This window comes from Campylobacter sp. IFREMER_LSEM_CL2127, from assembly GCF_025771745.1.
GTDB lineage: Bacteria > Campylobacterota > Campylobacteria > Campylobacterales > Campylobacteraceae > Campylobacter_D.
This window is the reverse complement of record NZ_JAKMQV010000001.1, coordinates 183,417-206,002: the sequence shown is the minus strand read 5'-3', so window position 1 is coordinate 206,002 and position 22,586 is coordinate 183,417. Positions and strand designations below refer to the sequence as shown.

Here is a 22,586-nt window from a genome sequence, read left to right as displayed (position 1 = left end):
AAAACTATAAATAAAAAACACAAAGTGCTTTTAGCACTTTGCTTGGTTGTGTTTGGAATTTTTCTTTTTGCATTTGGAGCTTTGTTTTTAAAAAAAGAAGAAAATAAAGTTTTAGATTTCAATCAAACCATAATTCAAAAAGAACCATTGTCACCTACAATAGAGCAAGAAAATAATTTTAGTTTTAATGATATAAATTTGACTTTAGAAAATGAAAAATTAGAATTTTTAGATAAAAATATTAGTGAAATTTTAAATTTAAACCCTGCAAATACAGAGTTAAATCAAACTAAAGAGGATAATCAAACTGTAATTTTAGAAGTAATAGATCAAAATACAAGCAAAGAATTAAACAACAAAGAGCAAAATATATCAGATAAAAACGAGGATAATAAAACTCAAATTCTAGTACAAAAAAATACCAAACCTCGTCTAGCAATTATTATAGATGATATGGCAAGTCACACTCATGTAGATATGCTTAAAAAAACAAATTTAAAATTAATCCCATCTTTTTTTCCACCTGATAAACGCCATCCTTATACAGCTGAGTTTGCAAAGGATTTTGACTTTTTTATGGTGCATTTGCCTCTTGCTGCTATAAAATATGACAAGGCAGAATTAAATACTTTACACCCTAGCGATGATATGCAAAAAATAAGCAAGCGTGTAGCTTTTGTAAAAGAACAATTTCCAAAAGTAAAATTTATTAACAACCATACAGGAAGTTTATTTACTGCAAATAAGCAGGCTATGGAAAAATTATTTAGCGCCTTTAAACAAAATGATTTTATTTTTGTAGATTCAAGAACCATAGGAAATTCTAAAGCTAAAAATTTAGTAAGTCATTTTGAACAACCTTATATAGCTAGAGATGTTTTTTTGGATAATGAAGATGATATAGCATATATTAAAAATCAACTCAAACAAGCAGTAGAAGAGGCAAGAAATAAAGGTTTTGCTATAGCTATTGGTCATCCAAGAGAAAAGACTTTTAAAGCTTTGGTGCAAAGTAAAGATTTGTTAAATTCAGTTGAACTTGTATATTTAAATGAAATTTATTGAGAATATTGAAGATTTTAAAAATCTTTTAAATCCACCTTCAAAGATTTATTATAAAGGTAATTTAGAGCTTTTAAATGCTAGAAAAGTAGCTGTTATAGGTTCTAGAAAAATGAGTGTTTATACCAAAAATTGTCTTGTTGAATTGGTGACTTTGTTAAAAAAAGCTAAGGTTTGTGTGGTAAGTGGCGGGGCTTTGGGGGTTGATATCCAAGCAGCTAAAATAGCTTACCCTCAAACCATAGCTATATTTGCTAATGGGCTTGATGAGATTTATCCAAAAGCAAACACAAATGAAATTTTAAATATTTATGAAAATGCTTTGGCTTTAAGTGAAAATGAAGGAAATTACAAGGCAAAACCCTATGATTTTTTATTAAGAAATAGACTTATTATTGCTTTAAGCGAGGTTGTTATAATAGCTCAAGCTGATTTAAAAAGTGGTTCTATGCAAAGTGCAAGACTTGCTTTAGGTATGAATAAACCTATATATGTATTACCTCATAGGAAAAATGAAAGCGAAGGAACAAATTTGCTTTTAGCTACAAAAAAGGCAAATTTAATTCATGATTTTGATGAATTTGCAAAAATGTTTGGAGAGCTTCATTATGAGCAAAGTGAAGATGATTTGTTAAGTTTTTTAAAACATGAAGACGATTTAGAAAAAGTTTTGAAAAAATTTGGCGATAGAGTTTATGAGTATGAACTTGAGGGTTTAGTAGAAATATCTGGAGTGAAAATAAGATCTTGCTTATGAAAACTTTAGCATTAGATATAGGCTTAAAGCGTATTGGTGTTGCACTGTGTATTAATAAAAGCATAGCTATGCCACTTGAAGCTATTATTAGAAAAAATCGCAATCAAGCAGCAAATGAGGTAAAAAAGTACATCAAAGAGTATGATGTAAATACTTTAGTAGTAGGAATTCCTTTAGGTGGATCTAGTGAAGATGAAATGCGAAAAAGGGTGGAACATTTCATATCTTTACTTGATTTTGGCAAAGAAGTTTTTTTTGTCGATGAGAGTTTTAGTTCTAAAAATGCACAAGAACTTGGTATGGTGAATTTAAAGAAAAAAGATGGCAAACTTGATTCTTTAGCTGCGTATTTGTTTTTAAAGGATTTTTATGGCCTTACTTGATTTAAATACAACTTTAGATGAAATTTATACAAAAGAGCAAAAAGAACAAATCCTTCAAAGTTTTAATCAAGAAAAATATGTCAATATTTTTAGAAATTCCTTGCTTGTTGATAATGATGAATTAGAAGAAATTTTAAATAATGAAAATATAGAATTTGAAAAAATTGATCTGAATTGTTATAAAATTCCAAGTATTTTCAAAAGCAAATTAAGTTCACTGAAAGCTTTTAATGAGGGTAAGTTTTATATACAAAATTATTCTTCGTATTTATGCGCTAAAACTTTGGGTGTTAAAGCTGGTGAGAGTGTGCTAGATATGTGTGCGGCTCCTGGTGGAAAAAGTCTAAATTTAGCTAATTTTATGCAAAATGAGGGTTATTTAGCAAGTTGTGAATTATCTAAAACACGTTTTTTTACCTTAAAAAAAACTATGGAAAATTATCAAGTTAAAATTGCAAAATGTTTCTTAAAAGACGCACGCATTATAGGCAAGGCTTGTCCTTTGAAATTTGATAAAATTTTACTTGATGCACCTTGCTCAACTTTTGCAAAAATGGGTTTTGAAATCCAAAAAAACACAAAAGAAATTAAGCAAATTGCAAATTTGCAAAAAAAGCTTTTGCATTCAGCATTATTAGCTTTAAAACATGGCGGAGAATTAGTGTATAGCACTTGTACATTTTTAAGAGAAGAAAATGAAGCAGTTTTAGAAAATGCATTAAGAAATGAAAATTTTAAATTAGAATTGCTTGATTTTAATTTGGTTAATGTTGATTTTATATGTGCAAAGAGTGATAAATTTGATTTATCATTTGCTAAAAGAGTTTTACCAGATGACTATGCAGATGGGTTTTTTATAGCAAAAGTGAAAAAATATTAAAAATCAATAAAATTAAATGTGAAAAATGTTTTTTAGTTTAAAACTTAAAGTGCTATTTTTAGGTGCTTAGAAGGTAAATTCACACTGTGAAACTCTTGTGAATAAAACGATGAAATTTTGAAAACTTAAATTAAAGTAGTAGTAAATAAACGTAATAAAAAATATATAAAGATAAATAAGCACGAAGCTTATTTATCTCTTAAGTTTAATTCGCTAATTAATTTAGAATAAGCTTGATAATCTTTTCTTTTTAGATAAGATAAAAGTCTTTTTCTTTGACCAACAAGCTTTAAAAGACCTAAGCGAGAAGAAAAATCTTTTTTGTAGATTTTTAAATGTTCTGTTAAATCTAAAATTCTTGCGCTTAAAAGTGCGATTTGAACTTCTGGAGAACCTGTATCTCCTTCTTTTCTAGCAAATTTTGCAACTATTTCTGCTTTTTTAGCCGAATCTAAAGCCATAATAGACCTCCTGAGCGGTATTAAAATAAAAAGTGTAATTATAACTAAAAAACCAAAAAGAATGCTGAAATTTAAAAAATATGAAATTTAATATTTATCGATACTTATTTTTGATATAATAAAAATTTTTATTAATAACCAATAATATATTTTATTTATAACTTGAAAGGAACAAATGTTATTTACCAAAGCTAGCGAATATGCTTTATTATCTTTAATTCATATAGCAAAATCCCAAGAACCACAAGATGTAGATACTATGTCAAATGTCTTAGATATACCTAAAAGTTTTTTAGCAAAAATTTTACAAGCTCTTGCTAAAGATGCACTTTTGAAGTCTTACAAGGGAGCTAAGGGTGGTTTTGCGCTTATTAAGCAGCCAAGTGAATACACTTTAAAAGAAATTATCAATAGCGTAGAGAAAAAATCTATTAATGTTTTTGAATGTAGTAATGGAATTTGTCCTTCTCAAAAAGAGGATAATTGCAAAATTATGCCAGTTTTAGTGAAACTTCAAAATAAAATCGATGATTTTTTAGTTTCTATTACCTTAGAGGATATTATTCAAAATAATGGCTAAAAGAGATATTTTTAGCTTAGTGTTGCCTTGGGTTGCTCCACTTGTTGCGCCTATTTTAAAGGCAAAAAGTTTAACTATAGTAGCCGTAATTATTGCAATTTTAGCAATTATTATAGTGCCTTTACCAAGTATAGTTTTAGACTTTTTTCTTGCTTTAAGTATTGCCATTTCAGTTTTAATTATTTTAATTTCTTTGTATATACCAAAGCCTACGGATTTAACAACTTTTCCAACGTTGATTTTGATCATCACACTTTTTAGGCTTTCACTTAATATTGCTACAACGCGTATGATTTTGAGTGAGGGTCATCAAGGTCCAGCAGCTGTTAGTGATATAGTGGCAAGTTTTGGTGAATTTGTTGTTGGTGGCAATTATGTTATAGGTATGGTTGTTTTTTGTATTTTGGTTTTGATTAATTTTATGGTTGTAACCAAAGGTAGTACAAGAGTTTCTGAGGTTCAAGCAAGATTTACCCTTGATGCAATGCCAGGTAAACAAATGGCTATTGATGCGGATTTAAATGCAGGTTTGATTGATGAAAAAACTGCACGCGCAAGACGCCAAGAAATTATAGCCGAAGCAAATTTTTATGGAGCAATGGATGGTTCTTCTAAATTTATAAAAGGGGACGCTGTTGCTGGGATTATTATCACCATTGTAAATTTAATTGGCGGGTTTATGATAGGTTATTTTCAGCATGATATGGAGCTTGGAGAATGTGCTTCAACTTATACTATATTAACAATAGGTGATGGACTTGTTTCTCAAATTCCTGGGCTTATCACTTCAACAGCAACTGCAATTATCATTACGCGTGCTAGTAAAGATGAGGATAATTTTGCTGAAGGTTCTATTAATCAGCTTTTAGGAGAATACAAAACACTATTAATTGTAGGTTTTGTTTTATTTATTTTTGCTTTAGTACCTGGTTTACCGCATTTTTCTTTGGGTTTTATGGCTTTGGTGTTTTTGGGTCTTGGTTATATGATAAAACAAGTGCAAGAAGGTAAAATTCAAATCAATACAATTTCGGCTAAAAAATCTCAAGAAGCTGATGAGCAAGAGCAAGCTAAACCTCAAAAACGCAGCGAGGAAGAAATTTTAAAAGAAGAAGAAAACAAAATCACAGATATTTTAAAATTAGAAATTTTAGAATTAGAATTAGGTTATGGACTTATTAAATTAGCAGAAAGTGAATTAACAGAGCGTATTAGATCAACAAGACGCAATATAGCTCAAAGTTTAGGTTTTTTAATGCCAAAAATTAGAATTAGAGATAATTTACAATTAAAGCCTAATGAATATACTTTCAAGCTCAAAGGTGTGGGTATAGCTAGTGCTGAAATTTATCCAGATAAATATCTGGCTATGGATAGTGGTTTTATAACTGAACCTATCGAAGGTATAGCTACTAAAGAACCTGCTTTTAATTCTGATGCTTTATGGATAGAATCATCTTTAAAAGATGAGGCAACGCTAAATGGTTATATTGTAATTGATCCAGCAAGTGTGATTTCAACCCATATGAGCGAGCTTATAAAAGCCAATGCTTCAGAACTTTTAACTAAACAAGAGGTTCAAAATTTATTAGATAAAATCAAAAATGATTATCCTATCGTAGTAGATGATTGTTTAAGAGTTGCTAGTATAGGTTTGATTCAAAAAGTTTTAAAAGCTTTACTTAAAGAGCATATTCCTATTAAAGATATGCTTACAATTTTAGAATCAATTAGTGATATAGCTGAAGTAAGTAAGAGTTTGGATATGATTATTGAGCATGTAAGAGCTTCTTTAGCAAGAGCAATTACAAATTTATATGTGGATGAAAAAGGGCAAATTAGCTTTTATATTTTTGATGCAGCTGCGGCTGCAAAATTAATGGAGCATGTGCAGTTTAAAGATGGTTCGTATCATTTAATGATAAATGTAGCTCAAACTGGCGCTTTAGTAGAAGCTTTAAAAGCTGAACTTGCAAGTGTAGCAAATACAAGAATTAAACCTTTCTTGCTTTGTGTTGAGCCGCAACTTAGAAAATTTATTGCTGATATTTGTTCTAATTTTGGTATTAATATTACGGTTTTGAGTTTTGCTGAGATTGCAGAAAATACCAAATTTGAAACAGAAGGTATCATAAAAGTTGATAATTTATAAAGGAAAAATATGAAAATTTATCATCTTTCACATACAGATTTAGACGGCTATGCTTGTCAGTATGTGCTAGATTTTTATTTTAAGAATTGTTATTTTTATAATTCTAATTATGGTAAAGAGATTAATGAAAATTTTAATGTGATTTTTAAAAATATAGAGGAAGATTTAAAACAAAATCCTAATGAAGAATTTGTGATTTTAATCACGGATTTAAATTTAACTTTAAGTCAATGTGAAGATTTTCAAAAAGCTATAGAAGGCAAAAAAATCAAACTGTTACTTTTAGATCATCATCAAAGTGGCTTAGAATGTATGCAAAAATATCCTTGGTATTTTTTAGATGATAAAAGATGTGCTACTAAGATTGTTTATGATTTTTTTAGTAAATGTTATGGCGAAAATAAGGCTTTGTCAGAATTTGTAGATGTGGTAAATGCAGTAGATATTTGGTTGAGTGAAGATGAGAATTTTGAACTTGGAAAAGTACTGCTTGGTATGGTTTCTGGAGCAAAAGAAATCAATAGAGTAATGTTTGCACAAGAAAATATCAAATATCTTTTTTATCTTTTTGATGTTTGTAGAAAATACATTCATCAAAAAAATGCTCATATTAATTTAGATGATGATTTGCATGGCTTAAAAAAATCTTTTTTCAAAAAAGAAAATGATGATACTTTAAGTAATTTAATTTCTAAATTCGTAGTAGAAAAACTAAGTGTAAATAAAGAAAAATTTAGTGTATTTTATAAAGGAAGTAAAGGTTTATTAACTTCAAATATAGGCAATACTTCCGTAATTGGAAATGATTTTTTAATGCAAAATCCTGATTTTGATTTTTTCGTTGATCTTAGTTCAAGAAAAACCTTAAGTTTTAGAGCAAATAATAAAATCGATGTGAGTTTGATGGCTAAGAGTTTGGTCAATGGAGGAGGGCATAAAAATGCTAGCGGTGGATTGTTCGCTGCGTATAAAGATAGCTCTAACTATGATTTTATAAAAGCACAATTTGTAGATTTAATTAAAAGCAAAGAATTAAAGGAAAATAATGAAAACAAATCATGATTTTAAAGAAGAAATAGAAAATTTACAATATGAATTAAGTATAGTTTTAGAGGCAATGCTTTTGTTTGCTGGGGTAAAAAGAGTAAAATTAGAAAAAGCAATTGGACTTTATATTGATTGTATTGATGAGGTTTGTCAAAATACTCAAAAAGAAGGAGTTGATGAGATCTTAGAAGTAGTAGAGTACTTAAAAAATCATCATAAAGATTTATTTGAATGAAAATTTTATTATTGCTTTTTGCGGGAATTTTTTCTTATGCAAATATCTATGAAGATTTAAGTGATTTTGCTTACAATAAACAAAACACGCTAAATTTAAGCTCAAGTCAAGCTTTATTTTTAGAATACAAACAAAATAAACAAGCTTGTGTGGATATAGTACTTGCTAAAGATAAGGCTTTTGTGGTTAAAATTTATCCATTATGTGAAAATTTAAACGAAAAAAGTCTAAATGAGTACTTAAATACGCAATTTATAAGCTTATACACTAAAGATTTATCAAAACTAAGAAAAGAAATTGCTGATATTAAAAACATAATGCGTGATTTTATGATTTATTATACCTTACATCAATCTTTTGCAAATGAAATTAAAAAAATGAGTAAAAATGATAAATTACAAGCGTATAAACTAGATGAGAAAAAAGGTGGAAAAATTCTTTACAAGGTTAATGATCAAGCTTGTGTAGTTTTTGATTTATATTTAGATGAAAATTTGCAAGCTAGTATGCAAATAAGCGGAATGGAAAATTTAGATAAAACTTGTATGGAGTTAATCTCATCTCCTGATTTTAAGGACTTATCTTTCACAAAAGAGGGTATGAAAAAATATAAATTAAAAAACTAATCTAAAAAATCTTAAATAATATAATTTTAAAATTCTACTTAAAGCCATTTTTTTTCTTTCTATATTAGAAAACACATAAGCTTCTAGATCTTGCTTTTCTCTTAAAGTAAGATTTTTCATTGTTATAAACCTTTTAAAAAATATTGCTAGATGCAATTATATTATCTTTTCTTTTAAAAAAACTGAAAAATAAATTTTTATATATTATATATAAATAGCTAAATAAACTTTAGTTATATAGACTAAATAATTTTAAATATTTTTATTTAAAAATAACTTGACATTATTATACTAAAGTTGTATAATTATCTTGTCACTTAAAAACATTGAGTGCTAAAATAAAAAATTTAAGGTTTTATAGTGAAGTCTTATAGTAAAAAAGATTTAATTTTAAAAACCATCATTGAGACCTATTTAGATGGTAATAATCCTGTGGGTTCTAATGAGTTAAATCATAAAGTTAGCATACCTGCTTCTACTATAAGAGTTTATTTTAAAAAATTAAGTGATGAGGGTGTATTAACACAACTTCACATTAGCAGTGGTCGCATACCAACTTTTACTGCTATGAAGGCTTATTGGTATGAACAACTTTGCGAAGATGAGATTGTGATTAACGATCTTGCATTGTTGGAGTTTTTACTTGATAAGTTTGAAATTTATACCTTAGTTTATGGTGGTGATGAGCTTATTTTACAAGATATTACTAAGGTTAATGATAAATTTATCATACTTGATTTTGGACAAAATGAGTTGGTTTTAAGATTTAGTCAAGATAGTTTAATTTTCTTACAAAGACTTATAGGGCTTGATCTAAAAAGTATTGAAAATTTAGCTTTTAGAGTTGAGTTTAAAGAGTTGTTAGAAAAAATTGCTATGTTAAAAGATGCTATGGTTTATTATAGATATAATGAGAGTAAAGCTTATCAAATTTATCAAAATGATGAATTTGCTAAGCTTTTATCTCCTCAAATTGGATTTTATTTTAACGATAAATTGCAATTTGATCCTTTATTTGAAGAGGGTTTTATGGGATTAAAGCTTAAGAGTACATTTTTAGGCAAAGAATCTAATGTGGTTTTTGCTGGTAGTGTGTATTCTGATTTTAAAACAATGTTAAATATTATAAAGGAGGCTGCGTGAGCGAAGAAAAGCAAAATGAGCAAATGCAAGAAGAAGCAGTGGAAAATTCAGAAAATCAAAACAATGAATTAGAAAAACTTCAAGCAGAGTATAATGAGTTAAAAGATACTTATTTAAGAGCAAATGCTGAATTTGAAAATATCAAAAAAAGAATGGAAAAAGAAAAAATTGCAGCAACAATTTATGCAAATGAAAGTTTTGCTAAAGATTTGCTTGATGTAGTTGATGCATTAGAGGCGGCTATTAATGTAGAAGCTAATGATGAATTAAGTTTGAAAATAAAAGAAGGGGTTCAAAACACTTTAGACTTGCTTTTGAAAAAACTTGAAAAACATATGGTTAAAGCAATAGAAGCAAATGGTGAGTTTGATCCAAATTTACATGAAGCGATGTTTCATGTTGAAAGCGCTGATCATGAAAGCAATCATATTGTCCAACTTTTACAAAAGGGCTATATGATGAATGATAGAGTAATTAGATCAGCAAAAGTTAGTGTTGCAAAATAAAATTTAATAAAAAGGATAAAAAATGGCAAAAGTTATAGGTATAGATTTGGGTACAACAAATTCTTGTGTGAGTGTATATGAAAGAGGTGAGAGTAAAGTTATCCCAAATAAAGAAGGTAAAAACACTACTCCTTCGGTAGTTGCTTTTACAGATAAGGGAGAAGTTTTGGTTGGAGATAGCGCTAAGCGTCAAGCTGTGACTAATCCTGAAAAAACTATTTATTCTATAAAAAGAATTATGGGTTTGATGATCAATGAAGAAGCAGCAAAAGAAGCTAAAAATCGCTTACCTTACCATATCACAGAAAGAAATGGAGCTTGTGCGATTGAAATAGCAGGTAAAATTTATACTCCACAAGAAATTTCAGCAAAAGTTTTAATGAAATTAAAAGAAGATGCAGAGGCTTTCTTGGGTGAAAAAGTAGAAGATGCGGTTATTACTGTTCCTGCGTATTTTAATGATGCGCAAAGAAAAGCTACAAAAGAAGCAGGACAAATTGCAGGATTGAATGTGTTAAGAATTATTAATGAACCAACTGCAGCAGCTTTGGCTTACGGACTTGATAAAAAAGAAAGTGAAAAAATTGTAGTTTATGATTTAGGTGGTGGTACATTTGATGTTACTGTGCTTGAAACAGGTGATAATGTTGTAGAAGTTTTAGCAACTGGCGGTAATGCATTTTTAGGCGGTGATGATTTTGATAATAAATTAATCGACTTTTTAGCAAATGAGTTTAAAGATGAAACAGGTATTGATCTTAAAAACGATGTAATGGCTTTACAGAGATTAAAAGAAGCAGCTGAAAATGCTAAAAAAGAATTAAGTTCAGCTAATGAAACTAATATTAATTTACCATTTATCACAGCTGATGCAAGTGGTCCAAAACACTTAACTAAAACTCTAACAAGAGCTAAATTTGAAAGTATGATTGATGGTTTAGTTGCTGAAACTATTAGTAAGATTAACGAAGTAGTAAAAGATGCAGGACTTGATAAAAGTGAAGTAAAAGAAATCGTTATGGTGGGTGGTTCTACTCGTGTTCCACTGGTACAAGAAGAAGTTAAAAAAGCCTTTGGAAAAGAGCTTAATAAATCAGTAAATCCTGATGAAGTTGTTGCAATAGGTGCGGCGATTCAAGGTGCGGTTATTAAAGGTGATGTTAAAGATGTATTATTGCTTGATGTTACTCCGCTTTCTTTAGGTATTGAAACTTTAGGTGGTGTGATGACTAAAATCATCGAAAAAGGTACAACTATACCAACTAAAAAAGAGCAAGTTTTCTCAACTGCCGAAGATAATCAAAGCGCGGTTACTATCAATGTTTTACAAGGTGAGAGAGAATTTAGCCGTGATAATAAATCTTTAGGAAATTTCAATCTTGAAGGAATTCCACCAGCACCTCGCGGTATGCCACAAATTGAAGTAACTTTTGATATTGATGCAAATGGTATTTTAACAGTTAGTGCAAAAGATAAAGCTACAGGTAAAGCTCAAGAGATTAAAATCACAGGTTCAAGCGGATTAAGTGAAGAAGAAATCAATAATATGGTAAAAGATGCAGAGCTTCACAAAGAAGAAGATAGAAAACGCAAAGAAGCAGTAGAAGCTAGAAATGCTGCTGATAGCTTAGTGCATCAAGTAGAAAAATCTTTAAGTGAGCTTGGAGATAAAGTAGGTGATGATGATAAAGTAAATATCCAAAAAGCCTTAGATGAGTTAAAAGAGACATTGAAAAATGCTAATGCTTCTAAAGAAGAAATCGAAGGTAAAATGAAAGCTTTAAGCGAAGTTTCTCATAAATTAGCAGAAAATATGTACAAAAAAGAAGAACCAAACGCTCAAAAGAAAAAAGACGATGATGTAATCGATGCTGAAGTTGAGTAAAAACTAAACTAGAAGCCTTGTTGCTTCTAGTTTAATCAATATATTTTTTGCAATCTTCCTTAAAATAATTTCTATCAAATCTTGCAAAATTATCATTATTTGGCACTTTATAACATTCACTGAAATTTTTAGCCTTAAGAATTTTGATATAAAAACTAGGAATGGCTATGTTGTTTTTAATGCGTTTTGGCTTATCATCATAAAGTACTAAATTTAAGACTTCTAATTCTTTATTTTTCTTTGCTAAATATCTTTCTCTTTGTTCGATTTCATTCCAAATTTCTGCATTGATATCTTTTTTTTGCGGAGTGATATTGCTCATTAAAAAAGTGCTAAGTTGGGCTTGTGGGGTTGCATTCATGGATTGATTTGGCACGACATGCCCTCTTGTATAGCCACTTCTTAGATAATCCTCCCAATAAGTTCTGTATTTTTTAGGTATATTGGTATCTTCTTGAAATCTTGGGCGTTTTTTGATGTGCCCTTGATTTAAAATTTTAGCTTCTAGTTTATAAGCAATTGCCTTAGTGCCTTTATAATTATAATCATAACAATTGATATAATAATACTTATCCATCAATAAAGAGCAGTCTTTAAAATACGGCTTAAAGCTAGGATGTAACTCATATTGGGTATAAGCAAAAGAACTTAAAGCTAAGGCACAAAGTGTTAAAACTTTTTTCATGCTAAAAGCTTTCTTACCATTTCATTAAGTCTTTTACCATCAACGCTTGCGCCAAAAGCTGCTTTAGCTTCTTTCATCAAAATACCTTGTTCTTTTAAAGAGCTAATTTGTAATTTATCTATAAGTTTTTTTAGCTCACTTTCTAATTCCTCATCGCTAAGTTGTTTTGGTAAATAAGCACTTAAAATAGCTACTTCTTGGAGTTCTTTTTGTGCTAAATCTTCTCTAGAGCCTTTAGAAAAAGCCAAAGCTGCTTCATTTCGTTTTTTAATCTCACTTGCAATGATTTTGTATATTCTTTCATCACTAAGCGTAATTCTCTCATCAACTTCTATTTGTTTAAAGCTAGCATTAAGCGTTCTTAAAGTGTTTCTTTTAAAATCATCTTTATTACGCATAGCTTCTTTAATGTCTTCTAAAATTTGATCTTTTAAACTCATTTTTTCTCCTTTAAAATTTGATATTTTTAAAATGTGCTATACACACACCTTCTCTAACACCATCATCAATCACAATGAGCTTTTGCTTATTAAATAAAGCAAAAAGTATCATTGAGCCTGCTATGAGGTATTTTTTTCTATTTTCTCCAAGATAAATTTTAGCTTTTTCTTGTTCTAAATTCCAAATTTTTAATGCAAAATCAAAAAAATCTTTGCGTTTGAGTATTTTACCATTAACACTTTCTTCTAGGTAATCTTTGTATTTTATGTTTTGTTTATAAGCACAAAGTGTGGTAGGTACTCCTGAATTTAGTATGAAAAAATTTCCTTTTAATTTTATATCTTTACTAAGATTAAAAGCTTTTAAGACAAGCTGCTTTAAATGTGCAGGGTAGGGGCTTAGATGAATTTTTAATTTTTCATCTTTAATGCGTGCAAGATTTTGCGGGTATTTTTTAAAAAATCTTACATAAGCACTTGGTTTTATAGCTTTAAAATGCATTCTTTCATAAAAACTAATAATTCCAAAATCATAACTTTTACTAAACTTATCATTTGAAATTTCACAAGAAGCACCACCCAAATCACAATAGTTTAAGTCTTTTCTAAAAAGTTTAAGAGTTTTAAGACGCTCTTGCATACCTAAAATGCTTAGTTTTGCTTCGGTTTTTGCATCGATTAATTTTATATCAAGTTTAAATTCTTTTTGAATTTTTTCAAAAATAAACTCAGTATTTTTTGCTTTTCTAAAAGCAGCTGTGGCGACTGCTTTGGCTTGACTTAAATCATAGTTTTTTTCTTTTAAGATTTTTAAAGCGTTAAAAATTCTTTCTATGGCTTCATCGCTAATGGTGTCATTTTGCATATTTTTAGCTGCGCCTATGATAAATTCTTCGCTTTTTAATTTATTAAAATTCTCATCCATTAAAACAGCTCTTAATGTATTTGAACCCATATCAATACCTAGCACTAGCTCTCCTTAAAAAATTTAAAGTATAATAGCAAAAAACTTATAAGGAAAACTTATGCTTTTAGGGGTTAATATCGATCATATAGCAGTTTTAAGAGAAGCTAGAAAAGTAAATGATCCTGATTTGCTTGAGGCTGCTTTTTTGAGTGCAAATTTAGCTGATCAAATCACTATCCATGTAAGAGAAGATCGTCGCCATGCTAATGAGTTTGATTTAGAAAATATCTTAAAATATTGCAAATGTGTAGTGAATTTAGAATGTTCTATTGATATGATAGAATATGCTTTAAAATACAAACCCTCGCGCGTTACTTTAGTGCCTGAAAAAAGACAAGAGCTTACAACAGAAGGTGGTTTAAATTTAGATAATGAAAAACTACAAGAAGCTATTAATGCTTTAAAGCAAGAGCAAATCGAAGTTTCTTTATTTATTGATCCAAATTTAGAAGATATTAAAAAATCATCTTCTTTAAATACTGATTTTATAGAGCTTCATACAGGTTTGTATGCTAATATTTATAATGCACTATATACTAATATCAATCAAACTTCTTATGCATTGCCTGAATTAATTTTAAGTAAAAATGAACTCAAAAAGTTTTTAGAAAATGAACTCCAAAGATTAAGACAAAGTGCAAGTTTGGCTAAGGATTTAAATTTAAGAGTGGCAGCTGGACATGGGCTTAATTATAAAAATGTAAAAAATATCGTAGATATTTTAGAAATAGAAGAGTTAAATATAGGCCAAAGTATAGTAGCAAGATCGGTTTTTGTGGGCTTAGAAAAAGCTATATTGCAAATGAAAGCTTTGATTAAAAGATGAAAAAAATTGCTATTAGCATAGGGGATTTAAATGGCATAGGTATGCAAATTTTATTAGCTTGTCATGATGAGCTAGTAAAAATTTGTGAGCCTTATTATTTTGTGCATTATGAATTATTTCAAAAAGCAAATAAACTTTTGAAAATAAATCCTAAATCTAAAATCAATTTAGTTGAAATTTCTAATGCTTCAAAACCACAATTTAGTTTTAAAGAAGAAAAAGAAAATTTTTTAATTTATGAGTTTTCATATCAAGCTAGCAAAATTATTGATTTTGATTTTGAGTTAAATCCTGCGAATTTAGACGCTAAAAGTGGGGTTTATTCTTTTTTAAGTTTTGAAGGAGCTAGTTATTGCACGCATTTGTTTTTAGATGCTTTGGTTACTTTACCGATTAATAAAAAGACTTGGCAAATGGGGGGAGTGAGTTATAAAGGTCATACTGAGGCACTAAGAGATTTTTTCAGACAAAATGCTATTATGATGTTAGGGTGTGATGAGCTTTTTGTGGCTTTATATACTGAACATATGGCTTTAAGAGATGTTTTTAAAGAGATTAAGGCTTTAAAACTTGCGCAATTTTTAATTAATTTTTATCAATGCACTTTATTTGAAAAAATTGGAGTTTTAAGTTTTAACCCTCATGCAAGTGATAATGGCGTAATAGGCGGAGAAGAAGAGCAGGAAATAAAAAAAGCTATAAGAATGGCAAATGTATTTTTAAAAGATTACACGTTGAATTTGCAAAATTTAGAAAATGAAGATTTTTTAAGTCAAAAAGAAAAAGAACTTTCTTGTAAGGAAAATACTTATTTAAGTGAGCCTTTGGTGGCTGATAGCGCTTTTACCCCTTTTGCGTTAAGTAAATGCAAGTATTTAGTGAGTATGTATCATGATGTAGGCTTAGCACCTTTAAAGGCTTTGTATTTTGAAAAAAGTATTAATGTGAGTTTAAATTTACCTATAATTCGTACTAGCGTTGATCATGGCACAGCTTATGATAGGGCTTATAAAAATGAAAAAATTAATTTACAAAGTTATATGCAAGCAGTGAAATCTGCTTTGCAATTTTTAAAAATCAAAGAAAAAACTAAGTAAAAGTTACTAAAATTAATTCATTAAAATAAATTCTTAAGGAGAATGCTTGAGTAAAGATAATGCTATTGCATTTTTTATTTTTATTGTGAGTGTTTTATGCTTTTTTGTTTGGGGATATAATTATATTCCTAATAATTCCATGATATTATTTATCCTTGCTAGTGTATTTGGTATTTTCATGGCCTTTAATGTCGGTGGTAATGATGTTGCAAATTCATTTGGCACTAGCGTTGGTGCTAAAACAGTTACTATAAAACAAGCTTTGATTATTGCAGCGGTATTTGAATTAAGCGGGGCTGTATTTGCAGGAGGAGAAGTAACAAATACTATAAGAAGTGGTATAGTAGTTTTACCTGATGGAATTAATCCCATGGTATTTGTATGTGTAATGCTCTCAGCTTTGTTAAGTTCAGGAATTTGGCTTTTTGTAGCGACTAAAAAAGGACTTCCAGTTTCTACTACTCATAGTATTATAGGAGGTATTGTAGGTTCAAGTATTGCTATGGGCTTTGTATTTTTTGATCAAGATCAAGCATTATCTATGGTAAATTGGAATGGTATTTATAAAATAGCTATGAGTTGGGTTATTTCACCTTTGCTTGGTGGGCTTGTGGCGTATTTAATTTATGCTTATATTTATAAAAAAATCCTAAAGCCATCAGAAGAAATAACTCTTGTGGTAAAAGAAATTAAAAAAGAAAAAAAAGCATTTAAAGAAGAATATTTTAAAAATTTAAAAAACAAAAGCCAAGAAGAGCAAATCAAAGAACTTAGTGCTATTGTTTTAGATGATGATGAAAAAAGAAGTGAATATAAGTTAAAAATCAAAGAATTAAAAGAAAAAGAAAAAAACATAGATGTTTTCTCAAGAATGAAATTTCACGTTCCTTTAATAGCAGGTGTAGGTGCATTGACTATTGCTTCTATGTTTTTATTTAAGGGTTTAAATAATGTTTCTACTTTAGATGTAATGCAAAATTTATGGATAGTTTCGATTATTTCTATTTTTGCTTATATTGTTACTTTAGCAGTCGTGAGGTTGATGAAAAAAACTCAGGTTAATAAGACCATAGAAAAGATTTTTTCATGGTTTCAAATTTTTACTGCTTCAAGTTTTGCTTTTTCACATGGAGCTAATGATATAGCTAATGCTCTTGGGCCATTTGCCGCTATTTTAGATGTACTTAAAAATAACACCATTAATCCTAGCTCGCCAGTACCTTTTGCTGTAATGCTTATGTTTGGTATAGCTTTGGTTATTGGACTTTGGTTTTTGGGTAAAGAAGTTATTCAAACTGTGGGTTCAAAACTTGCTGAAATTAAACCAACAACAGGCTTTAGTGCTGAACTTGGCGCAAGTATCGTTATACTTTTAGCTACCCAACTTGGAATTCCAGTTAGCTCAACCCATATTTTAATCGGTGCTATTTTGGGTATAGGAGTGTTTAATAAAGATGCTAAATGGGCTATGATGAAACCTATTGGTTTAGCATGGGTGATTACCTTACCAGTTGCTGGAATTCTTTCAAGTATTATTTTTATTATCTTTGTAAATACAATCTTATGAGTTTAAACTCATAAGATGTTTTTTAGCTTCATCTAAATTAGAACTATTGATAAAATAATCAATTTTTGCAGGTTTTTTATATACTTTATCATAGTATTCAAAAAGCATTTTTACACAAAGTTCTAAATTATTTTCTTCATAATTTTGACAAAGTCTTAATTTAAAATCCTTGCTGATATAAGGTGATATTTTTTCAACACATTGATAAAATACTTTTTTATCCATTGGAGTATAGTTTTTTAAAACTCTTTGAATGCGTAAATTCATATCACACTCACACCAAATTTTCTTAGCTTTTTGCATGCTATTGTATAAATTTAGCGGGATAGTTAAATTTCCAATTTGTCTGCTTTCAGCTTCTATAAAACAAGTTTTATAAGTATAATCTTTTAAAAAATAAAACAATTCATCTTCAAAGGCTTTTTGGCTTGGTTGTTCTCCATAAATTTTACCAAAACTAGATCCTTGGTGGTTGGCTAGTTTTTCTAAATTTAAAGCATTATCTAAAGTTTGGATTAAATCACTTTTACCACTTGCTGTATTACCACAAAGGCATAAAAACTCAATATTTAAATCTTTTCTAAAAAACTCACTCACATAGCTTCTATAAGCTTTATATCCACCTTCTAATCTTACAACTCTATAACCAAGTTCAGCTAAAACTAAAGCAATAGCTTTTGATCTTTTACCACCCCTTGCACAATAAATTCCCACCAAAGAGCCTATTTTATAATTTTGATAAATTTTATTAATATGCTCACTCATATTTTTGCAAATATAACTTACACCTTTTGCTTTAGCTAAGCCTTTATTTTTCTTATAAAGTGTGCCTATTTCTTCAAATTCATTATCATTGAGCGCGTAGTAATTTTGCGCAGATTTTATATGAGCAAGTTTGTATTCTTTAGGGCTTCTTGCGTCAATTAAAAGATCAAAATTAAATTTTAAAAAATTTTCAAAATCAACTTCTTTATACATAGTCTTTAAAAGCTTTGCATAAGGTGGTATAAACTTTTTCTAAATCACTCCCGCAAACTCTAGTTTGTCCTATGGTAGTGATAAAATTTGTATCGCCTTGCCATCTTGGGATTAAATGATAATGACAATGTGGTGCTATGCCAGCTCCTGCTGCACTGCCTAAATTCATACCTATATTAACACCCTTAGCGTGAAAGTTTTCTTTTAAAATTTTAACTCCAATACGCACAAAATGGCTAATTTCTAGCCATGTATCATCACTTAAATCTTCTATATTTTCTAAATGCTCATAAGGGATAATCATAAAATGACCCGGACTATAAGGGTACTTATTCATAATACCAAAACATTCTTTAGCTCTAAAAATCACCCCAAGTTTTTCATCTTCATTAGGTTCATGCTTACAATGACAAAAAGGGCAAAAATTTTTATCTTTATTGTTAAAATAAACATCCCTCCAAGGTGCGTATAAATACTCCATCAACTCTCCTTTATGCAAGCATGTAGATTTTTAATGTTTTTACTTATAAGAGCTTTATTTTTTGGTATCAAAGGTAATAGCTTTTCATCTTCTAATAAAAAAATTCTAGCTCCTGCTAAAATAGCATTATTAAGGTCATTTTTGCTTTCAAGATAAAAAATGGCCTCTAAACCAAGATGTATTGCAAAATTATAAAGTTTTTTTAGTTGCATGGTTTTTAGCATTTTAGGAAATACAATAAACGCATCAGCCCCATATACTAAGCTTTCTAAAATTTGATATTCATCAAAAATAAAATCAAATTGCACAATAGGTTTTTCATGATAGCGCCTAAAAAGGCTTAAATTTTGTATGTCTTGATTAAGCAAAGGACTTGTTGGCAAGATGATGGCATCAAAATTTTCATGATCAAAATTTAAATCTTTAGAATATAAAAAATGTGAAAGTTTTCCTTCAAGTAAAAGTGTATAAATATCTTTAGGATAAAAGGCATTAGAAGCTAGACTTCTACCTAACATATCATAAGGAAAAATTTCTTTTTTGCTTTCAAGAATTTTTTGTGTTTTTGAAAAATGATTTTTTAAATCTATTGTTTTAAACATTTTTCGATAGCCTTTAAATGCTCTTTGCTTTCATCTGAGCTTGAAAATTCTTTATCATGTAGTGTTTTTTGCAAAATTTCATAAGCCTTTTTGCAATTTTTAAGTTTATAATACCCCCAAGCTAAAGAGTCTAGATAGTAAAGATTTTGTGGTTCTTGTTCAAGTGCCCAGCCTACTAGCTCTATACCTTTGGCTATATCAATATCGTATTCAATTAAAGCATAGCCATAGTAGTTTTGATATAAAGCATCACTGCGCACATCTACGCTTTGTTCAAATTTTTTCATGATAGAGGCTAGAATTTTTGGATCCGTGACTTTTTTACTTTTAGGATCCATATGAATTTCAAATTCTAAAACACCTGCCATAGAAAGATATTTTTTATCTTTACTAAGTTCATAATGTTTTAAAGCTATTTCATAGGCTTTTTTATAATCTTTTGTTTGTGTGTATAAGAAAATTTTGGTATCAGGATCAATGTTGTATTTTTGGGTTAAATTTAGAGCCTGAGTATAATTTTTTTCTTGTACTAGTAATTCTATCATAGCGTAGATGTATTTAATATCATTGTTGAGTTTATATAGCTTTTCAAGGGTTTGAATACTTGCTTTATGATCTTTTTGTTCTTGGTAAATTTTTAAAAGTAGGGTGCATGTTTTAAGGGTGCATTGTGAACTTTTTACAAATTCTTCTAAGGCCCTTTTAGCTTGGTTGATATTTTTATTTTTGATATTCATTTCAACTATTTTAAGTAATAAATTTTCATGCTCAAAAAGCTTATAAGCAAGATTGTATTGTTCTAAAGCTTTAGTATATAAAGCTTTTTTGGCAAAAATATCGCCTAATATTTCATAATTTCTATAATCTTGTTCTTCTTTAATGAGTTTATAAAGTATAGCTTCAGCTTGTTTATAATCTCCTATTTCAAAAAAATATAAAGCATTTAATCTTGCAATAGCTGTGTGTTCTAAAAAGTCTTTAGAAGCTTTTAAAAGCTCATCTTTTTGTTTTAAATTAGCACTTAAAGCCAAAAGTAAAGCCTTTTGCAAATAAATACTTTCATTATTTTCATGAAATAAATTTGTATAAATATCACATGCTTTTTGAAATTGCCCATGCTCTTCATAAATAAGTGCTTGTAGGATTTTATCTTCACCTTTGGCTAAAGCAAGGCTTGTTAGGATAAAAACTATAATTAGTGAAAGCAAACCCCTATACATTCTTTTTTTAACTCCTCTTTGTGTGTTTTAAAATACTCCCAAAATGGAAAAGTTCTACATTGTTTTGGTCTATGCTTGTAAATTAAACATTTTTTATACATTGTATCAAAAAAAATACAACGGTAGCCATTTTCATACTTTGCTTCTTTAAAGCTATATTTAAATCCAACTTTGATGAGGTATTGTTCTTTAAAGGCTTCAAAGTTTAAATTTAAAAAACTAGCAATAGCTTCTAGTTCTTCTTTGCTAGCATAGATATACCCACTTTCTCCAGTGCAACACTTCCCACCACATTTTTCACAAGCACTTTCATCAAAAGAATAATCAAAACCTTTTTCACACATCATAGCTTATAGTTCCTGTATTTTCATAAATTTCACTAATTTTTGGATTTAAAACATCATTTTCATACATAAAAAGTGTAGGCATTATTGCGCAAGGACTTTTGCTATTTTTTTTAATATACATTAAAACAAGTCTTGCGTTAGTTTGTGCATTAGTATGAACACATTGAAGTGAAACTAGTTTTAATTTAAATTGTTTTAAAGAAGCGCAGATTTCATCTAAAAAACTTGCCTCATAGCACATAAAAAAACTACCATTTGGCTTGATTAAAGTATTTATTTTAGCAAACATTTTCTCAAGTGGCATAAATTCTTGATATCTTGATATACATAAATGTAAATCTTGGCTTTTTTGTGTATTTTTTTTATAAAATGGAGGATTAGAGATCAAAAAATCAAATTTTATGTCACTTTTATAGTTTAAAAAATCTTCACAAATGCCTTGAATTTCAAGTTTATTTTCTTTAGCATTTTTATAACTTAGTTTGATATTTTGCTCTTGGATATCTAGTAGATAAACATTTGAATTTGGAAATTTTTGCTTTATTAAAAGTCCTAAAATTCCACAACCACATCCTATATCAAGGATATTTCCTTTTAAATTATTTTTAGATAAAAAGTCAAAAAGCAAAAGGCTATCATTATTATAACGATAGCCTTTTGAGTATTGAAAGAGTTTTAGCATTTATAAAGATGATCGCAGATTTTAAATGAATCATTTAAACCCACTACAATAGAAGCTCCATTTTTACTCGCTATATCACCTGCTACGAATAATCCTTTTACATTGCTTTCTTTATTTTCATCAAAGCTTGGCACACCTTTTTCATCAACTTCTATAGAGCATTTTTGTAAGAAATCAAGTGGAGTTGAACCGCCAATAGCATAAATAATACGATCATAAATTTCATTTGTGTCATTAGTAAAATTTACTTTAGCTTTACCGCTTTCATCTTCAATGCTAGTTATATCTATGCCAAGTTTTGCTTTTACACTGCCTTGTTCAAAAGCTTTTTGAATATCACTAAGATTAATATCGTTTAATCTTGAGAAAGTTTCTCTTCTATAGCAAAGCGTCACATCATTATTTTTAGTTAAATCTATAGCGTATTCTGCTGCTGAATTTCCACCACCTACAACTAAGATTTTTTCACCTTGGCTTGCTGAATTTGCATTAAAATTGATGATTTTTGTTAAAGTTATAGGTAAAGTATAGCTTGGTTTATTTGGTTTACCCATTCTACCTATGGCAATAACTGCATTTTTGCAAATATAATTTTCATTTGCGGTGCTAACGATGAAATTTTCTCCATCTTTTTTAACACTTTCAACTTCACTAGAAAGCTTTACTTCAAGATTATACTCTTTGATAGCATTTTGGAAAGTTTCTATCGTACTTTCTCTAGTTCCATCTTCAAAATTTATATGCCCGTGATTTGTGCTATCACAACCTTTATAAGCTTTATCTACTCTTTTACCTTCTTTGTAAAATTTTACTAAGGTTTGACAAATCGCATCAGCTTTTTCTAAAACAATAACTTCTTTATTTTTTATTTTAGCTTCTACTCCCGCTGCAATACCTGCAGGGCCAGCACCAATAACTACCATATCAAAAATTTTCATTATTTCCCTTTTTAATATTTTTAATGTGTAAATGTATCA

General features: G+C 28.9%; 27 protein-coding genes. 15 read left to right on the top strand and 12 right to left on the bottom strand.

The window, feature by feature from the left end:
* The first annotated feature begins 6 nt into the window (after positions 1-6).
* From L8V77_RS01060 to L8V77_RS01045, 4 genes are read left to right on the top strand one after another with little or no spacing between them, the layout of a single operon-like run.
* Positions 7-1,065, top strand: coding sequence for a divergent polysaccharide deacetylase family protein (locus tag L8V77_RS01060; protein ID WP_412175126.1), 1,059 nt, complete (start codon positions 7-9; stop codon positions 1,063-1,065).
* On the top strand, positions 1,052-1,819 hold the full coding sequence (locus L8V77_RS01055) for a DNA-protecting protein DprA (RefSeq protein WP_263678695.1): 768 nt from the start codon (positions 1,052-1,054) through the stop codon (positions 1,817-1,819). Before L8V77_RS01060 ends, L8V77_RS01055 begins: the two co-directional genes overlap by 14 nt.
* Entirely contained in the window at positions 1,816-2,202 is a 387-nt protein-coding gene (gene ruvX, locus L8V77_RS01050; RefSeq protein WP_263706295.1) for a Holliday junction resolvase RuvX, read from the top strand. Before L8V77_RS01055 ends, ruvX begins: the two co-directional genes overlap by 4 nt.
* A complete protein-coding gene (locus L8V77_RS01045; RefSeq protein WP_263706293.1) occupies positions 2,189-3,082 on the top strand; it encodes an RsmB/NOP family class I SAM-dependent RNA methyltransferase in 894 nt (297 codons plus the stop codon). The genes ruvX and L8V77_RS01045 overlap by 14 nt, the downstream gene beginning before the upstream one ends.
* A 188-nt stretch (positions 3,083-3,270) precedes the next feature.
* Here L8V77_RS01045 and rpsO read toward each other — a convergent pair whose 3' ends face one another.
* A complete protein-coding gene (gene rpsO, locus L8V77_RS01040; RefSeq protein WP_263706291.1) occupies positions 3,271-3,543 on the bottom strand; it encodes a 30S ribosomal protein S15 in 273 nt (90 codons plus the stop codon).
* Between the two features lie 175 nt (positions 3,544-3,718).
* Between rpsO and L8V77_RS01035 the strand changes: the two genes are divergently transcribed.
* Genes L8V77_RS01035 through L8V77_RS01015 form a run of 5 tightly spaced genes read left to right on the top strand, consistent with a single transcriptional unit; the run spans position 3,719 to position 8,183 of the window.
* Positions 3,719-4,123, top strand: coding sequence for an Rrf2 family transcriptional regulator (locus L8V77_RS01035; protein WP_263663184.1), 405 nt, complete (start codon positions 3,719-3,721; stop codon positions 4,121-4,123).
* The gene (flhA, locus tag L8V77_RS01030) at positions 4,116-6,275 is read left to right on the top strand and encodes a flagellar biosynthesis protein FlhA (RefSeq protein ID WP_263678690.1); all 2,160 of its coding nucleotides are present in this window, start codon (positions 4,116-4,118) and stop codon (positions 6,273-6,275) included. Before L8V77_RS01035 ends, flhA begins: the two co-directional genes overlap by 8 nt.
* 9 nt (positions 6,276-6,284) lie before the next feature.
* The gene (locus L8V77_RS01025) at positions 6,285-7,337 is read left to right on the top strand and encodes a DHH family phosphoesterase (protein ID WP_263706288.1); all 1,053 of its coding nucleotides are present in this window, start codon (positions 6,285-6,287) and stop codon (positions 7,335-7,337) included.
* Positions 7,321-7,557: a hypothetical protein gene (locus tag L8V77_RS01020; RefSeq protein WP_263692475.1), complete on the top strand. Its 237-nt coding sequence runs from the start codon at positions 7,321-7,323 to the stop codon at positions 7,555-7,557. The genes L8V77_RS01025 and L8V77_RS01020 overlap by 17 nt, the downstream gene beginning before the upstream one ends.
* Positions 7,554-8,183: a hypothetical protein gene (locus tag L8V77_RS01015; RefSeq protein WP_263706284.1), complete on the top strand. Its 630-nt coding sequence runs from the start codon at positions 7,554-7,556 to the stop codon at positions 8,181-8,183. Before L8V77_RS01020 ends, L8V77_RS01015 begins: the two co-directional genes overlap by 4 nt.
* On the opposite strand, the gene L8V77_RS01010 is transcribed toward L8V77_RS01015, so the two are convergent.
* Positions 8,172-8,303, bottom strand: a complete 132-nt coding sequence (locus L8V77_RS01010) for a hypothetical protein (protein ID WP_256374638.1) — start codon at positions 8,301-8,303, stop codon at positions 8,172-8,174. The genes L8V77_RS01015 and L8V77_RS01010 overlap by 12 nt on opposite strands.
* Before the next feature lie 240 nt (positions 8,304-8,543).
* On the opposite strand from L8V77_RS01010, the gene L8V77_RS01005 reads away from it, so the two are divergent.
* The 3 genes from L8V77_RS01005 to dnaK are packed head-to-tail and all read left to right on the top strand — an operon-like array spanning position 8,544 to position 11,717.
* Positions 8,544-9,326 (top strand): HrcA family transcriptional regulator, encoded by a 783-nt coding sequence (locus tag L8V77_RS01005; RefSeq protein ID WP_263678687.1) that lies wholly within the window; start codon positions 8,544-8,546, stop codon positions 9,324-9,326.
* Positions 9,323-9,832 (top strand): nucleotide exchange factor GrpE, encoded by a 510-nt coding sequence (gene grpE, locus L8V77_RS01000; RefSeq protein WP_263682148.1) that lies wholly within the window; start codon positions 9,323-9,325, stop codon positions 9,830-9,832. Before L8V77_RS01005 ends, grpE begins: the two co-directional genes overlap by 4 nt.
* Positions 9,833-9,854: 22 nt before the next feature.
* Complete coding sequence (gene dnaK, locus L8V77_RS00995; RefSeq protein ID WP_263706278.1) at positions 9,855-11,717, top strand: molecular chaperone DnaK; 1,863 nt, start codon at positions 9,855-9,857, stop codon at positions 11,715-11,717.
* 31 nt (positions 11,718-11,748) lie between these two features.
* Here the strand turns inward: dnaK and L8V77_RS00990 are convergent, their stop codons facing one another.
* The 3 genes from L8V77_RS00990 to L8V77_RS00980 are packed head-to-tail and all read right to left on the bottom strand — an operon-like array spanning position 11,749 to position 13,812.
* Positions 11,749-12,402, bottom strand: a complete 654-nt coding sequence (locus L8V77_RS00990) for a DNA/RNA non-specific endonuclease (protein WP_263706277.1) — start codon at positions 12,400-12,402, stop codon at positions 11,749-11,751.
* The gene (locus L8V77_RS00985; RefSeq protein WP_263667172.1) at positions 12,399-12,842 is read right to left on the bottom strand and encodes a GatB/YqeY domain-containing protein; all 444 of its coding nucleotides are present in this window, start codon (positions 12,840-12,842) and stop codon (positions 12,399-12,401) included. Before L8V77_RS00985 ends, L8V77_RS00990 begins: the two co-directional genes overlap by 4 nt.
* 10 nt (positions 12,843-12,852) lie before the next feature.
* Entirely contained in the window at positions 12,853-13,812 is a 960-nt protein-coding gene (locus L8V77_RS00980; RefSeq protein WP_263706272.1) for a Ppx/GppA family phosphatase, read from the bottom strand.
* 55 nt (positions 13,813-13,867) lie between these two features.
* Here L8V77_RS00980 and L8V77_RS00975 point away from each other — a divergent pair, with 55 nt between their 5' ends.
* The 3 genes from L8V77_RS00975 to L8V77_RS00965 are packed head-to-tail and all read left to right on the top strand — an operon-like array spanning position 13,868 to position 17,299.
* A complete protein-coding gene (locus L8V77_RS00975; protein WP_263706270.1) occupies positions 13,868-14,635 on the top strand; it encodes a pyridoxine 5'-phosphate synthase in 768 nt (255 codons plus the stop codon).
* The gene (pdxA, locus tag L8V77_RS00970; protein ID WP_263706269.1) at positions 14,632-15,732 is read left to right on the top strand and encodes a 4-hydroxythreonine-4-phosphate dehydrogenase; all 1,101 of its coding nucleotides are present in this window, start codon (positions 14,632-14,634) and stop codon (positions 15,730-15,732) included. The genes L8V77_RS00975 and pdxA overlap by 4 nt, the downstream gene beginning before the upstream one ends.
* A 46-nt stretch (positions 15,733-15,778) precedes the next feature.
* The gene (locus L8V77_RS00965) at positions 15,779-17,299 is read left to right on the top strand and encodes an inorganic phosphate transporter (protein WP_039628409.1); all 1,521 of its coding nucleotides are present in this window, start codon (positions 15,779-15,781) and stop codon (positions 17,297-17,299) included.
* Here L8V77_RS00965 and mnmH read toward each other — a convergent pair.
* Genes mnmH through L8V77_RS00930 form a run of 7 tightly spaced genes read right to left on the bottom strand, consistent with a single transcriptional unit; the run spans position 17,294 to position 22,547 of the window.
* Positions 17,294-18,277 (bottom strand): tRNA 2-selenouridine(34) synthase MnmH, encoded by a 984-nt coding sequence (gene mnmH, locus L8V77_RS00960; RefSeq protein WP_263706267.1) that lies wholly within the window; start codon positions 18,275-18,277, stop codon positions 17,294-17,296. The genes L8V77_RS00965 and mnmH overlap by 6 nt on opposite strands.
* Positions 18,270-18,758, bottom strand: a complete 489-nt coding sequence (locus L8V77_RS00955; RefSeq protein ID WP_263706266.1) for an HIT family protein — start codon at positions 18,756-18,758, stop codon at positions 18,270-18,272. The genes mnmH and L8V77_RS00955 overlap by 8 nt, the downstream gene beginning before the upstream one ends.
* Positions 18,758-19,360: an indole-3-glycerol-phosphate synthase TrpC gene (locus L8V77_RS00950; RefSeq protein ID WP_263706264.1), complete on the bottom strand. Its 603-nt coding sequence runs from the start codon at positions 19,358-19,360 to the stop codon at positions 18,758-18,760. Before L8V77_RS00950 ends, L8V77_RS00955 begins: the two co-directional genes overlap by 1 nt.
* Entirely contained in the window at positions 19,345-20,580 is a 1,236-nt protein-coding gene (locus L8V77_RS00945; RefSeq protein ID WP_263706263.1) for a tetratricopeptide repeat protein, read from the bottom strand. Before L8V77_RS00945 ends, L8V77_RS00950 begins: the two co-directional genes overlap by 16 nt.
* Positions 20,556-20,927 (bottom strand): YkgJ family cysteine cluster protein, encoded by a 372-nt coding sequence (locus L8V77_RS00940; protein ID WP_263674548.1) that lies wholly within the window; start codon positions 20,925-20,927, stop codon positions 20,556-20,558. Before L8V77_RS00940 ends, L8V77_RS00945 begins: the two co-directional genes overlap by 25 nt.
* Positions 20,917-21,609 carry a tRNA1(Val) (adenine(37)-N6)-methyltransferase gene (locus tag L8V77_RS00935; RefSeq protein ID WP_263706261.1) on the bottom strand — a complete coding sequence of 231 codons (693 nt, stop codon included), beginning with the start codon at positions 21,607-21,609 and terminating at the stop codon, positions 20,917-20,919. Before L8V77_RS00935 ends, L8V77_RS00940 begins: the two co-directional genes overlap by 11 nt.
* Positions 21,603-22,547 (bottom strand): NAD(P)-binding domain-containing protein, encoded by a 945-nt coding sequence (locus L8V77_RS00930; RefSeq protein ID WP_263706260.1) that lies wholly within the window; start codon positions 22,545-22,547, stop codon positions 21,603-21,605. The genes L8V77_RS00935 and L8V77_RS00930 overlap by 7 nt, the downstream gene beginning before the upstream one ends.
* Positions 22,548-22,586 lie beyond the last annotated feature (39 nt).